The sequence below is a fragment of the Streptomyces sp. NPDC085900 genome, assembly GCF_044540925.1.
Lineage (GTDB): Bacteria > Actinomycetota > Actinomycetes > Streptomycetales > Streptomycetaceae > Streptomyces > Streptomyces gilvifuscus.
The window spans coordinates 151,964-166,403 of sequence record NZ_JBITSP010000005.1 but is presented as its reverse complement, the minus strand read 5'-3'; the positions used below and the strand labels follow the sequence as shown (position 1 = coordinate 166,403).

The 14,440-nt window shown below is 69.6% G+C and carries 18 protein-coding genes; 7 read left to right on the top strand and 11 right to left on the bottom strand.

What is annotated here, in order from left to right:
- Positions 1-12: 12 nt before the first annotated feature.
- The 5 genes from ACIGDI_RS19370 to ACIGDI_RS19350 all read right to left on the bottom strand — a co-directional run bounded on the left by ACIGDI_RS19370 (position 13) and on the right by ACIGDI_RS19350 (position 3,571).
- Complete coding sequence (locus tag ACIGDI_RS19370; protein ID WP_399898004.1) at positions 13-873, bottom strand: NAD-dependent epimerase/dehydratase family protein; 861 nt, start codon at positions 871-873, stop codon at positions 13-15.
- Positions 874-1,031: 158 nt separating this feature from the next.
- Positions 1,032-1,829, bottom strand: a complete 798-nt coding sequence (locus ACIGDI_RS19365) for a thymidylate synthase (RefSeq protein WP_399898002.1) — start codon at positions 1,827-1,829, stop codon at positions 1,032-1,034.
- Between the two features lie 36 nt (positions 1,830-1,865).
- Entirely contained in the window at positions 1,866-2,507 is a 642-nt protein-coding gene (gene folE, locus ACIGDI_RS19360) for a GTP cyclohydrolase I FolE (protein WP_399898000.1), read from the bottom strand.
- Between the two features lies 1 nt (position 2,508).
- Positions 2,509-2,934: a hypothetical protein gene (locus ACIGDI_RS19355; RefSeq protein WP_399897998.1), complete on the bottom strand. Its 426-nt coding sequence runs from the start codon at positions 2,932-2,934 to the stop codon at positions 2,509-2,511.
- A gap of 64 nt (positions 2,935-2,998) precedes the next feature.
- Positions 2,999-3,571 (bottom strand): DUF2231 domain-containing protein, encoded by a 573-nt coding sequence (locus ACIGDI_RS19350; RefSeq protein WP_399897996.1) that lies wholly within the window; start codon positions 3,569-3,571, stop codon positions 2,999-3,001.
- A gap of 58 nt (positions 3,572-3,629) precedes the next feature.
- Between ACIGDI_RS19350 and ACIGDI_RS19345 the strand changes: the two genes are divergently transcribed.
- Together ACIGDI_RS19345 and ACIGDI_RS19340 are read left to right on the top strand one after the other, a co-directional pair.
- The gene (locus tag ACIGDI_RS19345; protein WP_399897994.1) at positions 3,630-4,454 is read left to right on the top strand and encodes a helix-turn-helix transcriptional regulator; all 825 of its coding nucleotides are present in this window, start codon (positions 3,630-3,632) and stop codon (positions 4,452-4,454) included.
- Positions 4,455-4,588: 134 nt separating this feature from the next.
- The gene (locus tag ACIGDI_RS19340) at positions 4,589-4,909 is read left to right on the top strand and encodes a hypothetical protein (RefSeq protein ID WP_399897992.1); all 321 of its coding nucleotides are present in this window, start codon (positions 4,589-4,591) and stop codon (positions 4,907-4,909) included.
- On the opposite strand, the gene ACIGDI_RS19335 is transcribed toward ACIGDI_RS19340, so the two are convergent.
- Complete coding sequence (locus ACIGDI_RS19335) at positions 4,900-5,442, bottom strand: AAA family ATPase (RefSeq protein ID WP_399898863.1); 543 nt, start codon at positions 5,440-5,442, stop codon at positions 4,900-4,902. The two genes, ACIGDI_RS19340 and ACIGDI_RS19335, sit on opposite strands and share 10 nt — an antisense overlap.
- Positions 5,443-5,566: 124 nt before the next feature.
- Here ACIGDI_RS19335 and ACIGDI_RS19330 point away from each other — a divergent pair, with 124 nt between their 5' ends.
- Entirely contained in the window at positions 5,567-6,169 is a 603-nt protein-coding gene (locus tag ACIGDI_RS19330; RefSeq protein WP_399898860.1) for a hypothetical protein, read from the top strand.
- 69 nt (positions 6,170-6,238) lie between these two features.
- Here ACIGDI_RS19330 and ACIGDI_RS19325 read toward each other — a convergent pair whose 3' ends face one another.
- The 4 genes from ACIGDI_RS19325 to ACIGDI_RS19310 all read right to left on the bottom strand — a co-directional run bounded on the left by ACIGDI_RS19325 (position 6,239) and on the right by ACIGDI_RS19310 (position 9,365).
- The gene (locus ACIGDI_RS19325) at positions 6,239-6,550 is read right to left on the bottom strand and encodes a hypothetical protein (RefSeq protein ID WP_200698467.1); all 312 of its coding nucleotides are present in this window, start codon (positions 6,548-6,550) and stop codon (positions 6,239-6,241) included.
- Complete coding sequence (locus ACIGDI_RS19320) at positions 6,547-6,732, bottom strand: hypothetical protein (RefSeq protein ID WP_200698466.1); 186 nt, start codon at positions 6,730-6,732, stop codon at positions 6,547-6,549. Before ACIGDI_RS19320 ends, ACIGDI_RS19325 begins: the two co-directional genes overlap by 4 nt.
- Positions 6,733-6,882: 150 nt before the next feature.
- Positions 6,883-8,151 (bottom strand): hypothetical protein, encoded by a 1,269-nt coding sequence (locus ACIGDI_RS19315; protein ID WP_399897990.1) that lies wholly within the window; start codon positions 8,149-8,151, stop codon positions 6,883-6,885.
- On the bottom strand, positions 8,148-9,365 hold the full coding sequence (locus ACIGDI_RS19310) for a glycosyltransferase (RefSeq protein ID WP_399898858.1): 1,218 nt from the start codon (positions 9,363-9,365) through the stop codon (positions 8,148-8,150). The genes ACIGDI_RS19315 and ACIGDI_RS19310 overlap by 4 nt, the downstream gene beginning before the upstream one ends.
- A gap of 194 nt (positions 9,366-9,559) precedes the next feature.
- Between ACIGDI_RS19310 and ACIGDI_RS19305 the strand changes: the two genes are divergently transcribed.
- The gene (locus ACIGDI_RS19305; RefSeq protein ID WP_399897988.1) at positions 9,560-9,826 is read left to right on the top strand and encodes a hypothetical protein; all 267 of its coding nucleotides are present in this window, start codon (positions 9,560-9,562) and stop codon (positions 9,824-9,826) included.
- 198 nt (positions 9,827-10,024) lie between these two features.
- On the opposite strand, the gene ACIGDI_RS19300 is transcribed toward ACIGDI_RS19305, so the two are convergent.
- Complete coding sequence (locus tag ACIGDI_RS19300; RefSeq protein ID WP_399897986.1) at positions 10,025-10,531, bottom strand: SigE family RNA polymerase sigma factor; 507 nt, start codon at positions 10,529-10,531, stop codon at positions 10,025-10,027.
- A gap of 230 nt (positions 10,532-10,761) precedes the next feature.
- Between ACIGDI_RS19300 and ACIGDI_RS19295 the strand changes: the two genes are divergently transcribed.
- The 3 genes from ACIGDI_RS19295 to ACIGDI_RS19285 are packed head-to-tail and all read left to right on the top strand — an operon-like array spanning position 10,762 to position 14,410.
- The gene (locus tag ACIGDI_RS19295) at positions 10,762-12,108 is read left to right on the top strand and encodes a flavin-containing monooxygenase (protein WP_399897984.1); all 1,347 of its coding nucleotides are present in this window, start codon (positions 10,762-10,764) and stop codon (positions 12,106-12,108) included.
- Positions 12,105-12,983, top strand: a complete 879-nt coding sequence (locus ACIGDI_RS19290) for an SDR family NAD(P)-dependent oxidoreductase (RefSeq protein WP_399897982.1) — start codon at positions 12,105-12,107, stop codon at positions 12,981-12,983. The genes ACIGDI_RS19295 and ACIGDI_RS19290 overlap by 4 nt, the downstream gene beginning before the upstream one ends.
- Positions 12,980-14,410, top strand: a complete 1,431-nt coding sequence (locus tag ACIGDI_RS19285) for an aldehyde dehydrogenase family protein (protein ID WP_399897979.1) — start codon at positions 12,980-12,982, stop codon at positions 14,408-14,410. The genes ACIGDI_RS19290 and ACIGDI_RS19285 overlap by 4 nt, the downstream gene beginning before the upstream one ends.
- Positions 14,411-14,440 lie beyond the last annotated feature (30 nt).

The window sequence follows — 14,440 nt, the reverse complement described above, 5'->3', positions numbered from 1 at the left end:
CGTCCGGGCGGATCACTTGCCGCCTGCGAGGACGGCCAGCGGGTCGGTGTGCGCCGGTGTCCACCCGAGTTCGGCTTCGGCACGTGCCGGTGTGAACTCCTGGTCCAGGGCGAAGGCGTCCGCGATCGGGCCCATCTGCCGGCGAGCCTCCTCCAGGGCGACCGAGGCGATCTTGCCGTCGAGGCCGACGGAGCGGGCGATGGCCAGCGCGCATTCCTTCGCGGTGGGGTTGACGCCGCCGACGCCCACGTACACCGCTCCGGGCTTGGCGTCGAGCGCGGCGACGTACAGCTCCGCGATGTCGTCGATGTGCACCAGCGCCCAGTGGTTCGCACCGTCGCCGATGCAGGGGACGGCGCCCGCTTCCTTGCCCGGGGTGGTGTAGAAGCTGTCGATCAGACGGTTCTCGCCGCCGTACAACAGACCGGGCTGCACCACGACGGGGCGACCGCCCCGCCGCGCGCGCTCCAGGACGGCGTCCTCCACGGGCTTGCGCCAGGCGACCAGGGCCGGCGGGTTCCAGGCGGCAGTCTCGTCCGCGACGCCGTCGGTGTCTCCGTAGACCCAGGTGCCGCCGGTGTGCACGTAGGTGCCGGTGCCGATGCCGTCCTGCATGGCGGTGGCGGCCGCCAGGTCCTCGGCTCCGGTCTCGGCCTGCGCCAGGTGTACGACCGCCTCCGCGCGGGCGGCCGCGGCGTTCAGTACACCGAGATCGCCCAGGCCGCCGATCAGCGGCGCCGCTCCGAGGGAGCCGACGGTCTCGGCCGCGCGGTCGCTGCGGGCCAGGGCCTTCACAGTGTGGCCGTGCCGGACCAGAGCGCTGATCGTCGCCCTGCCGATGTATCCGGATCCACCGGTAAGGAAAACCCTCATGATCTTGATTCCAATCTCCGTCGGTCGGTGACTGGTTCAAAGCCTGCGCTCGGAGACCGGAATGAGTCCAAGACCTCTTTCGTCACCTGTGATACCCGATGGGCATCAGCGTGCAGGTGCGGCCGGACAGGTCGAGGAGGACGCGCCACCGCCCTCGGTCACACCGCGACCGGAGCCTTGATGGCCGGGTGGTGCTGGTAGCCGAGCATTTCCACATCGGCGTAGGCGTAGTCGAACAGTGAGTCCGCTTGGCGCAGACGCAAGCGGGGGAACTCGAACGGCGTGCGCGAGAGCTGCTCGGTCACCTGCTGGAGGTGATTGTCGTAGAGGTGGCAGTCGCCGCCGGTCCAGATGAAGTCGCCCGATTCGAGGCCGACTTGCTGCGCCACCATGTGCGTGAGCAGGGCGTAGCTGGCGATGTTGAACGGGACGCCGAGGAACAGGTCCGCGCTGCGCTGGTACAGCTGGCAGGAGAGCTTGCCGCCGGCGACGTAGAACTGGAAGAAGGCGTGGCAGGGCGCCAGTGCCATGTTGTCCAGCTCGGCGACGTTCCATGCGGATACGAGCATCCGGCGGGAGTCGGGGTCGCGGCGCAGGGTGTCGAGGACGTTGCTGATCTGGTCGATGTGCCTGCCGTCCGGGGCGGGCCAGGAACGCCACTGCGCGCCGTAGACCGGGCCCAGGTCACCGTTCGCGTCGGCCCATTCGTCCCAGATGGTGACGCCGTGCTCGCGCAGCCAGCCGACGTTCGAGTCGCCGCGCAGGAACCACAGCAGCTCGTACACGATGGACTTGAGATGCACCTTCTTGGTGGTGATCAGCGGGAACCCCTGCGAGAGGTCGTAGCGCAGTTGGTGTCCGAAGACACTTCGGGTCCCGGTGCCCGTCCGGTCGGCCTTGGCCGTCCCGGACGTGAGCACCAGTCGCAACAGGTCTTCGTACTGGGTGTCCGCCACGGGTGGTAATTCTACTGGCGGCGGCGAGGCGCGCTGTCAGCCGGGCAGGCCGGTCAGGGTGAGGAATTCGCTGCGCGAGCGGGCGTCGGTGCGCAGCAGGCCCAGCAGGGTGGAGGTCATGGTGGTGGCGCCGGTGGCTTGGACGCCACGCAGGGTCATACAGGTGTGTTCGGCCTGGATGACCACCCCGACGCCTTTGGGCTGCAGCTGGTTCTGCAGCCAGTCCGCCACCTGCTTGGTGAGGCGCTCCTGTACCTGAGGACGGCAGGCGAAGTGTTCCAGGACGCGGGCGAGTTTGGACAGTCCCAGGATCCGTCGGCCCGGGAGGTAGCCGATGTGGGCGGTGCCGACGAAGGGCAGCAGATGGTGCTCGCAGACGGACCGCAGGGGGATGTTGCGGGCCAGGACGAGTTCGTCGTACCCCTCGTCGTTGGGGAAGGTCGTCAGGTCGAACGAACGGGGGGAGAACAGCTCGGCGTAGGCGCGCGCCATACGGCCCGGGGTGCCGCGCAGGCTTTCGGAGGCGGTGCTGATGCCCAGAGCCCGCAGGAACTGTGCGGCGGCCTGCTCGGCGGCTGCCAGATCGGTCTCCTGCTCGGCAGGGGAGACCACACGCAGGGCGGGCGCCTGCGGTTTGGGCTGTGACGAGTGCGGCAGGCCGGCGTGGTGCTGGGACATGTCAGCTTCCCCCGATGTTCAGGGCAGACAGCAGGACGAGCACGACGGTCACCACGGCGAACAGCCCGTGCGCGAGGACCACGGCGACGGGAAAGTGCCGCTCAGCGGGCACACCCTGCCCGGCTCCGGCCGGGGCGGTGGCCTGCGCGCGGTGGACCGGGATCCATCGGGCCAGCATGACGAAGCCGAGCAGCGCGACGGGTACCAGCAGGATGAAGGCGGTCCAGGCCAGGGCCTCCTTGTCGGCGATGACGTAAATGATCCATACGACCAGTCCGATCGCGGCGAGCGCGAAGTGGCCGAAGATCACCGGGACCGGGAGGTGGCTGCTGCCGCCGCGGGCGCCGCCGTGTGAGAGCCAGGTGCCGAGCATGTAGAAGCCGCCGAGAGCGGTGATCACCCAGGTGACCAGTGCGGCGATGTCCATGAGAACTCCAGTTGGGGAAAGCGGCTGCCGCGGCCGATGCCGGACAGAAGCGGGAGCGGCCGGGTCAGCCGACGCGGCCCTGGGTCCCTGGGGACACGGGGGTGAGCTTCTCGGCGTGCGCGGGGGTGAACCCCTCGGCCTGGGTCGCCTCGTCGGCGACCCGGACGCCATAGCGGTACGACAGCTTGCCGCCCAGCCATCCCGAGACGCCGAGTACGGCGAAGGCGGCGGCGTTGAGCGCCAGCGGTCCCGCCCCCACGCTGCCGGAGGGGCCTCCACCGGCGTGGCGCCACAGGAAATTGCCGAGGTAGGCGGCGGTCACCAGCAGGTTCAGCGTCATGTGGGTCAAACCCACCCGGAAGGCGCGGGTACCGGTCGGGATGGCGAACAGGTCCAGGAAGCCGACCATGGCGGCGGCCAGGGCGCCGATCACGCCGAGGGCGATCAGCCACATGGCCCCGCGGGACAAGAACTCCGGCTCCTTCACGAGGTGGGAGGCGATATCGAAGACCAGGCCGGCCGCCCAGGCTCCGATCGGCACGGTCACGAGGATGGGGTGGAACGGGTGCCCGTAGGGGCCGGCGAGCGCGGCGCTGACCGGCTGCTTGGCCTGGTGCGGCTCATGAGGCTGGGTCATCGGGGGCCACCTCCTTATTTCACCAACAAAGCTTGGTCTTATTCGGGGAGGTGGTCAAGTGCCCCAGCTCAAGCACACGCGATTTGCCCTCGACGAGGACAATTGGCGTTACCGTGATGAGGTGACTCCCGACATGAACCCGCCGACCTTTTCCGGCGACGCGGCGATCGACTCCGTCAGCGCGCTCGGCGAAGGCACGCGGCGGCAGATGTTCGCCTTCATCCGTCGCGCCCGTCGCCCCGTCACACGCGACGAGGCGGCGGCCAGCGCCGGCATCTCTCGCAAACTCGCCGCGTTCCACCTCGACAAGCTCGTCGACGCCGGCCTGCTGCGCGCCCGCTACGCCTCTCCCACGGGCGTCCGCAAAGTGGGCAGGCAGCCCAAGGTGTACGAACCCACCGACACGCCGATTCGCGTCAGCATCCCCGACCGCCGTCACGAGCTCCTGGCCGACCTGCTCGTCCAGGCGGTCGTGACCGAAGGCGAGCACGAGACCGCGGTCCAGGCGGCGATGCGCACCGCCGGACAAAGGGGGGAACAGCTCGGCGAGGAGGAACGCGCACAGACACGCCCCGGCCGGCTCGGCGCCGAGCGCGGCCTGACCCTGTGCGAGCGCATGCTCGACCGGCACGGCTTCGAGCCCGCACGCGAGGCGCCCGACCGGCTGCGACTGCGCAACTGCCCCTTCCACCCGCTCGCCGCCCAGGCCCCCGATCTGGTCTGCGGCATGAACCACGCCTTTCTCACCGGCTATCTGCAAGGACTGCGCGCTCCGGCGGTCGAGGCGGTTTTGGCTCCGCGCCCGGGCGAATGCTGCGTCGAACTGCGTCATGCCGAGGCAGGCGACAGGACGGAGACCGGCGACGAGACGGAGACCGGCTGAACGCCCTCGATGCCCCTCGACGCCTCTCCCGCAAGCATTCACTGAGCCTGCGTGGTCAGACAGGCGGTTCGTACAACCTTCCCCGCGTCTTCTGTGTCTGAGCGTCAGCGGGAGCGTGAAGGAGTCAGTGGGAAGTGGAAGACGCGGTGGACGGGCCTCTGGTCCTTGCGGGTCGGCCAGTGGTGGCGCCCGTCAGCTGGGTGGAAGCCCTCTTCATGCTGAGCTGGGTCGCCCTGCTCGGAGGCCTCTGTCTCCTCGTCGCCGTCGACTACCGCAATTTCGGTCTCTGGGTGTATGACTACCTGGATCGGAAGAACCCCGTCACCACAAGGCCGAGGATGACTCCGGACCGTCTCAGGTTCGTGGCAGGCGTGATGGCGGCGGTGTTCCTGTTCTTGCTCCTCCACCTGCTGGGTGGAGTGGTGCTGAACGCCGGGGCCGGCGGTCACTCGTAGCCCACGACCCAACCGGTGGCGGTCACAACCTCGCGTGCGATGTCGACGACGCCGCGTCCGTCCGTGGTCACCCTCACGGTCTCCTCGTGGGCCCGCTGATCCAGGAGCCGCGCCTTGCGGACGCTTGCTTCCAGCTCCTGTGCCAGTTCCGAGCCGATTTCTCGTCCCACAAGGCGCTCGCGGGCGGTGGCGTCGGAGGCGGTCAGTTGCACTCGTGTGATCCTCACGCCTGCCCCCATGGCGCGTTCGAACATGCCCGTCGCCTCCGGCAGCACACTCACGGTGTTCGTGTAGATCAGGCGTCGGTAGCCGCGCTGGGCGAAGTTCGCCCACACGGCCGTCAGATTGCTCTCGGTGATCTCCGCGCGATGAGGGTCCCCGTCCGGTGCCGGATGTACCTGCCCCATGAAGTCACCGTCGATGATCGCGTGAGCGACGGCCTCGGAGCGCAGCAGCGCCGAAACCTCCCACCCCACCGTCGTCTTGCCGACACCAGCGCGTCCTCCGATGAGCAGTACCTCCGCATGAATCATGCGGAGAGCGTGCCAGCGGGCGACCACCTCACGCGATCCGATATCGATCCGGCCGCCTGATGTGCTCACCGCAATGTCGTATCGGCGGTATCGACGGCTGTGGCCGTGGCATCGTGACCGGGTGATGCATGGGGAAGAACAGGAGTGGCTGGCGACTCAGCGTCCGTCGCGCGTGCGCGAGGTCCAGGCCGGCCGCCTGGCCTGGACGGAGATCGACCTGATCGACATCGAGGGCGGGCACGCGCACGCGTTGCGTGACGGGCTGGAAGTCTTCGGTGTCCAGGTGAACTATCTGCGGATCGGCCAGCCTCGCCACCTGGTGGCCGCGCTGGACGGCACCAGACCGATCGCACCCTACGTGGTCCTGTCATGCCAGGGCGACGAGGGGCACATCCTGATGGAGGAGGTCGCCGAGGAACTGGCCAGATTCCAGCCGTTCAACGGTGCCGTCGGGCCGGATCGGGTACGCGAACATTTCCGGCTGCCAGGCAGCGTCATGCTCGTCACCGGCTGCGACACGGGGGAGCCCGCGCTCGCCGACGCCTTCCTCGACGCAGGTGCCGGCGTCTATATCGCCCCTCGGGGCGCCCCTTTCGGCTACGCGAGCGTGTTCGCCCCCTTGTTCTTCTTCTACGAACTCACCGAACAGCGCACGCCCATGGAAGCCGTCGAACGCCTACGTGCACATGACGACGAACTCGCCATGTGGCAGCTCTATCGCCGGTGACCGGAGAGCCTTCCCGTAGGCCCACCACCGCAGTTCGCACTTCGCAGATGTTCGTGACGGGGGTCCGTTCTAGAGGTCGAGGACCGCGCGGATCGCGTTGTCGACGAGCTCTTGCTGCTCGGGGCCGATGTTGCCGTGCAGCGTGCCGGTTTCGAAGCGGACGGCGGAGAGCTGGAGGAGGTTCACGGCGACGAGGGAGGCATCGACCGGGGTGGTCAGGTGCACGCTCATCGCCGTGTCGGGATGCTGCGCCGGGGCGTGGAGGACCAGGACGACGACGGCGTTGTAGGCCTCGGCGAGGCCGTCGAGGCTGACGACGAGGACAGTGCGGGTTCCCTTGCCGGTGTCGACGTCCCACACGTCGCCCTTGCGAATGGTCACAGGGCGTCGCCTTCGCCCGCGAGGTCGAGGGGCGCGATCGAGGCGAGCTTGCGGGCCGCATCGAGCGTCATCTGCCGGCGCACGGCGCGCAGGATGTAGTCGTTCAGGGAAGGAGCGTCGGCGGCCGCGTCGCGCAGCGGTTTGTCCATGGCGTCGGGGATGCGGAGAGTGATGGCAGTCATGACGCCAAATTTAGTGGCACGGATGCCGCCACGGAAGGGGTGGAGGTCTGAGTTGCAGCCCCCTGGGCAAGATCTGTCTCCGCGATGCCGCGCCCGTCCGTGCCAGCCCGCGTCAGGCCGACCACCACACCCTCCCGCCTGGCGGACCCGTCAGGGAACCCCAAGCTCGAACAGTGCATATCCGGCATACGACCCCGATGCCACCGCCACCACGGCCAGGAGTGCGCACAGCAGGGGCAGGCCGACCGTGCGCAGTCGTACGGCCAGTGGGATGAACAGGGGGAAGGCGGGGAGCAGATAGCGCGAGACATTGCCGAAGATCTGCTGGCTGCCCAGGACCAGGACGAAGGTGAGGACGGTGTAGACGATCAGCACGGCCGGAGGGCGAAGCCGGATCAGGAAGGGGATCAGCAGCAGGCCCGTCAGGACGACCAGCACGCCGATGACGTCCTCGAACGGGCTCGGGAAGAGGTAGTCGGTGCGGCCGACGGCGAGGGAGGTGAAGACGTCGAGCGTCTGGCTGCCGTAGTCGAAGGTGTGGGCCCAGGCGCCCTTCTGGAGTTGGAAGTAGCCGGTCAGGTCGCCCATCCGGTCACCGACCCACAGGAGATAGCCCATGAGGCCGAGCGGGGCGATGAGGATCGCGGTCATCGGGCGGGCGACGTCTTCTTGCCGGTGGTGCAGTGCCCGCAGGGCCGCGACGGTGAGGGCGGCGATGAGCGCGAGCGCGGTGGGGCGGGCCAGCCCCGCGGTGAAGGTGAGGACGCCCGCGGTCAGCCAGCGGTCGCTCATGACGGCATGGCAGGCCCATACGGCCAGGGCGACGTAGAGCGACTCGGAGTACCCGGACCACTCGGCGCCGGAACCGGGCCACACGGCCCACAGTCCGGCCGCGGCCAGCCCCGCGCGACGGCCGCCGAAGCGGGCGGTGACGGCGTAGACGCCGAGTGCGGCCGCGAACGAGGCGAGGATCGAGACCAGCATTCCGGCACCGTAGAGGCCAAGGCCCGTGCAGGAGGAGACGAGCCGTATGGTGGCCGGGTAGAGCGGGAAGAACGCCGCCGAGTTGCCTTTCAGGGTGATCAGCCCCGAGGCCTCGGGGATCCGGACGAGGGCGGGTTCGTAGCCGTGGGCGGCGATCTGCTGGTACCACCAGCCGTCCCAGCTGGCCAGGACGTCCCAGGCGTGGGCGCCGCCGCCGAAACGCGGGTTCTTCCTGCGGAATTCTCCGGTGGAGTCCAACAGGTGCATGAAGACGGCGAACCCGATGAGCTTCAGGATGCCGTACATCGCCAGGACGGGTCCGTGGTACCGGAGTTGGCGCCACGCCGGGTGGATCAGGGAGGCGACGCGGGTTCCGCCGGTGGGCGCGAAGGAGTCGGTGTCGGGGCGCGTAGACGGGGTCAGCGTGTCGTTCATGCGGTCGCGGAGTCCGTCCCGGGTCGGCGGGCGCGGAACACCCAGGCGCGCAGCAGCGCGAAGCGGACGAGGGTGGCTGCCAGGTTGGCGGCGACCAGCACCGCGATCTCCGCGGTCCGTACCGCCGCGGGGAACAGGTGGTGCAGCGCGGCGAGTGATCCACTGGTGAGGGCCAGGCCGATGATGAAGACGAGGAGGCCCTTGGCGTGGTGGCGCAGCGCGCCGCCGTGGCCTCGCAGTCCGAAGGTGAGCCGGCGGTTCGCCGCCGTGTTGGCCAGAGCGCACAGCAGTAGCGCGATCGCGTTGGCGGCCTGCGCTCCCGCGGCGGGGCGCAGTGCCGCGTACAGCAGCACGTATCCGACGGTGCTGACGGCGCCCACCGCGCAGAACCGCAGCAGTTGGCCGGCCAGACCGTTCGACGGCCCGTCGCCGCTGCGGCGCAGTGCGGCCGTCGGCAGTGCCCCGCGGGCCAGGGCGCGGCCGATGCGGGCGATGCCCCGCAGGTCGGCCAGGGCCGTGGACAGGATGTCGACCCTGCTGTCGGGATCGTCGACCCAGTCGACCGGCACTTCGTGGATGCGCAGTCCGGCCCGCTCCGCGATCACCAGGAGTTCCGTGTCGAAGAACCACCCGGTGTCCTGCACCAGGGGCAGCAGCCGTTCGGCGACGTCCCGCCGTACGGCCTTGAAGCCGCACTGCGCGTCGGAGAATCCCACCGCGAGCGTGGAGCGCAACAGGGCGTTGTAGCAACGGGAGATGACTTCCCGCCGGGGGCCACGCACCACTCGGGCGCCGCGGGCCAGACGAGTGCCGATGGCGATGTCGGAGTGGCCGGAGATGAGAGGGGCGACCAACGGCAACAGGGCGGCCAGATCCGTCGACAGGTCTACGTCGAGGTAGGCGAGCACCGGCGCCCGCGAGTTCGACCATGCGGCGTGCAGGGCGCGGCCCCGTCCCTTCTCCGACAGGCGGAGCCACTGCGTGTCCGGCAGCGTGGCCGTCAGCCGGGCCGCGATCCGCGGGGTCTCGTCGGTGCTGGCGTTGTCCGCGACGGTGATGCGGAAGGGGTAGGGGAACGTCTCGCGCAGATGCGCGTGCAGCCGCCGTACGCTGCGCTCCAGGTCTGCCTGCTCGTTGAACACCGGCACGACCACGTCCAGGACGGGCTCGCGGTGGTGCGCCGACACCGGCGTGGGCAGCGGCAGTTGATTTATCAGTTCTGTCACGGTCCGTCCAGATTCGAGTCTTGGTGAAGGGCATGCCGAAGGCAGGCACGGCGGATTCGCGATGCGGTGCGCCGGGCGTGGTCAGTGCGAGGGGAGAGTCAGGGAGGCGGTACGGCTCCTGCTATCCGGGACTGGCGGAGCCCGACGCCGAAGCCGGTGCCGTCGACGGTGCTGCCGGTGGAGTGGGTGTCGTCGTGTCGTTGGGCGGCGAAGTCGTCGGCGCGGTCGGGGGCGGGGCGGAGGTGGAGTCGGACGCGGTTGAACTCCCGGTCGGGGGCGGTACCGCGGTCGAGGACGACGGTTGTCCGGTGGCGCTGCTGGTGCTGTCCGGCGTCGTGGTGCTGGGGGGTGCCGTCGTGGGTGCCGAGGTCGGTGTCGGCGCCGGGGACACCTGGCTCGTCGTCGGCCGCGGTCGGGGTGCCTGCGGCCTGTTCGCTCCCGGGTCGTGAGGCAGCACGAAGAGGCCGAGCCCGAGTCCCGCTACGGCCAGGACGGAACCCGCTGCCCTCTGTGCCATGCGGACCCGCTTGCGGGTCTGGACCCCGGCCCGCAGACGCGCCCGGTGTTCCTCCCCGAAGGGGGCGTACTCCTGGGTGTCGCGCATCATCCGCGCCAACTCCCGTTCGAAGTGGTCCATCGGTTCCCCTTCACCCCACCGGCTCGATGACGTCGAACAAGATGCGACGCAGCCGGGCCACGCCACGTGAGGCATGGGACCGGGCGGTGCCCACCGGGCACCCCAGTACTTCGGCGACCTGCTTCTCGGACAGGTCCTGGTAGTAGCGCAGTACCACCGCGGCCCGCTGCCGCGGCGGCAGTTGGGCCAGGGCCCACTCCAGGCGTGAGCGCTCTACGACGGCCGCGGACACGTCGCCCACGGCGGGCAGGTCGGGCAACTGCTCGACCGGACGCTCGCCCCACCACCGACGCCGTGCCGAGCGTGCCGCCGCGCGAGCCAGGACCTTGCGCACGTATGCCTCCGGGGCCTCATCGGCGATCCTCGGCCAGACGAACCAGAGCTTGACCAGGGCTTCCTGCAGCAAGTCCTCGGCCCGGTGCCGATCGCCTCCCACGAGCAGACGGGAGAGGTGGAACAACGTCGACCAGCGAGTTGCCACGAACCCGTCGAACCCTTCGGCTCGACCCTGTTCCACATGCACCGTCCCCGTTTCGACCAGCCCTACATCTGTGGAAAGACATTGGACACCACGCCACGATGCAGCTGGCCTCTGTGATCCCGGTCACCGACTCCCGGCCCGGACGGCAGCGGCCTGTCCCTGGCCGCTGGGGTCCCCTGTGTGGCCGCAGGGGTCAGTTCGAGGCGGTCACGCGGTGCATAGGTTCCCTGCATCCCCCCTGATGCATCGAGAAAAGGATCGGAACCGTGAGTGAGAACGAGCACGACACCTGTGTGATCGGTGCCGGACCCGCGGGACTGGCGGTCGCCAGGGCGCTGGCCGAGCGGGATCTGCCGTACACGCACATCGAACGTCACACGGGGCCGGGCGGGCTGTGGGACATCGACAACCCGGGCAGCCCGATGTACGAGTCGGCCCACTTCATCTCCAGCAAGTCCCTTTCCGGGTTCGGTGGTTATCCGATGCCGGGCCACTTCGCCGACTACCCGCCGCACCGGCAGATCCTGACCTACCTGACGTCGTTCGCCGAGGTCTACGGGCTCACGGACCGGATCGAGTTCGGCACCGAGGTCCGCAGCGTGGAGAAGAACCCGGACGGCACCTGGACGGTCACCCGGGCCGACGGCCGGGTGAGCACACACCGGCAGGTCGTCGTGTGCACGGGGTCGCAGTGGCACCCCAACGTCCCCGAACTGCCCGGCCACTTCACCGGCGAGATCCGGCACACCATCACCTACCGCAGCAGCGCGGAACTGCGGGGAAAGCGTGTGCTGGTGGTGGGCGCGGGCAATTCCGGACTCGACATCGCCTGCGACGCGGCGCGGTCCGCCGACCACGCTGCGATCAGCATGCGCCGTGGCTACTGGTTCATTCCCAAGCACCTGTTCGGCCGACCGGTGGACACCATCGCCGCGGGCGGCCCCCACCTCCCGATGTGGCTGCAGCAGAAGCTGTTCGGCGGCCTGCTGCGGCTCGTCAACGGTGACCCGCGCAGGCTCGGTCTGCAAAAGCCGGACCACAAGCTGTTCGAGACCCACCCGGCCATCAACTCGCTGCTGATCCACCACCTCCAGCACGGGGACATCACCGCCCGGCCCGGCATCGCCCGCACCGAGGGCCGGACGGTCCACTTCACCGACGGCACCAGCGACGACTTCGACCTGATCCTGCTGGCGACGGGATACGTCCACAAAGTCCCCGTCGCACAGCGGTACTTCGGCGAGGAACAGCACCCCGACCTCTACCTGTCCTCCTTCTCCCGCGACCACGAGGGCCTGTTCGGCGTCGGCTTCGTGGAGACCAACTCCGGCGCCTACCAACTCTTCGACAGCCAGGCCCAGTTGATCGCCTCCTTCATCCAGGACACCAGGGCCGGGCTGCCGACCGCCGAACGGTTCGCCCGCCTGGTCCGCAGCGACCGGCCCGACCTGTCCGGCGGACTGAAGTTCGTCGACTCGCCCCGCCACACCGGCTACGTGCACAGCGACGCCTTCGTGAAGTACCTCGGCAAGGTCGCCCAAGGGATGGGCTGGCGCACCGCGGGTCTGCCGCCGCGGGCGACGTCCGTGCGGCAGGAGGCGGTGGCGTCATGACGTACGACTTCCGTGACAAGGTCATCCTGGTGACCGGCGGCGCCGGCGGCATCGGCAGCGCCCTGTGCCACCGCTTCGCGGCAGGCGGTGCACGCGTCCTCGTGGTCGACATCGACCAGGTGCGGGCCGAACGGACCGCCGCCGAACTGCCCGGGAGCGGGCACACCGGAGTGGGCTGCGACCTGCTGGACGGCGCCGCCGTACAGCGGATGCTCGACGGCGTCGCCATCACCCACGGCCGCATCGACGTCCTGGTCAACAACGTGGGCATGACCAGCGCGGAACGCTTCGACGTACGCAGCGTCGAGAGCATCGAGCGGGAGATCGACGTCAACCTGGTCGCCCCGCTGGTCACCACCCGGATCGCCGTCCCGCTGCTGCGGGCCTCCGGCGACCCGCGCGTGGTCACCACGGTGTCGCTGGGCGGGATCTTCCCGCTGGGTGAGACCCCGATCTACACCGCCTCGAAGTTCGGGCTGCGCGGCGCCATGCTCGCCATCGGGCTGGACCTCAGGGGCAAGGGCATCCAGGCCGGTTCGGTGCTGCCGTCGGCGACCGACACCCGCATGCTGCGCCAGGAGGCAGTCGACGGCGGGAACTCCATGCAGTTCCAGGACGCGCCGCAGCAACCGGCGGATGTCGTGCGCGCCGTGGTGAGCCTGCTCGACAAGCCCCGCCTGGAGTCCTACGTGCGCTCCGGCGAGTCGCGGCTGGTGCGGTTCGCGATGCTGGCACCGAACCTGCTGCCCAGGCTCTTCCCGCTGTTCCGCAAACGAGGCGAGCGGGGCATGGCCCGCTATCTGGAGGACCTGCGCCGCAGAGGGCTGGCCCGCCAGGTCGGCGGCGTGCGCTGGGAACTGGTGGAGGAAGCATGAGCCGGACGGGCAGCACCCGTGTCCAGGAGACGCTCGACGTCGTCAATCCCGCGACCGGGGAACTGATCACGACCCTGCCGGCGACGAGCGAGCAGGACGTCGTACAAGCGGCCGAGCGGGCGCACGAGGTCTTCGCCGGCGGCGTCTGGGCCGGCCGGTCCCCGCGGGAGAGAGCCGCTGTCCTGCTGCGCCTGGCCGACCTCATGGAGCACCACGCCGAGATGTTGGCCCGGCTGGACTGCGAGGACGCGGGCAAGCCGATCACCGAGTGCCGCACGGGGGACGTGCCCGCGGCGATCGAGTCGATCCGGTGGTTCGCGGAGGCGGCCGACAAGGTCTTCGGCCGCGTCGCTCCCACCGGTCACGACAGCCTGGGCCTGGCGAGCCGGGAACCGGTCGGGGTGGCCGCCGCGATCCTGCCCTGGAACTACCCGCTGGCCATGGCCGCCTGGAAGGTCGGCCCCGCGCTCGCCGCCGGCAACTCGCTGCTGCTCAAGCCCGCCGAGGCCACCCCGCGCTCGACCCTGCACCTGGCCGCGCTGGCGGCCGAGGCGGGACTGCCGGACGGCGTGCTCACGGTCCTGCCCGGCCACGGAAACGTCACCGGTACGGCGCTCGCCCGCAACCCGCTGGTGCGCGCACTGTCGTTCACGGGATCCACCGCCACCGGACGCCGCATCCTGGCCGACGCGGCCGAGTCCAACTTCAAGCGGGTCTGCCTGGAGATGGGCGGCAAGAGCCCCCAGATCCTCCTCCCGGACGCGCTCGAGTACGGCGACGAACTGATCGACCACATGATCGAGGCGGCGTTCCTGACCACGGGGCAGAACTGCACCGCCGGCTCCCGCGTCCTGGTCCACCACAGCATCGCCGAGGAGGTTTTGGACCGGTTCACCGCCGCAGCGAGGAAACTCACCGTCGGTGATCCCGCCGACGCCCGCACCCAGGTGGGGCCGCTCATCAACCGTGCCGCCTTCGACCGGGTCGCCGGCGCGGTGGAAGCGGCCCGTACCGCCGGTGCGCACATCCACACCGGCGGTCTGCCGCACGGTCTGCCGCCCTACGGTGCCTACTACCCGCCCACCGTGATCAGCCGGGCCCAGGCGGGCAGCGACGTACTCACCAAGGAGCTGTTCGGCCCTGTCGTCACCGTCCAGACCTTCACCACGGAGGACGAGGCGGTGCGGTTGTCGAACGACACCGAATACGGGCTCGCCGCCTCGGTGTGGACCCGCGACCTCGATGCCGCCTTCCGGCTCGCGCGAGCGGTCGAAGCCGGGGTGGTCTCCGTCAACGCCTACAGCGAAGGCGACATCACGACTCCCTTCGGAGGATGGAAGCAGTCGGGATTCGGAGGCGCGGAGAAGTCCACCGACGCCTTCGCCCAGTGGACCAGAGAGAAGACCGTCTGGATCCGCACGCGTTGACGCCGCGGCACGGCGGTCCGGTGGCGATGT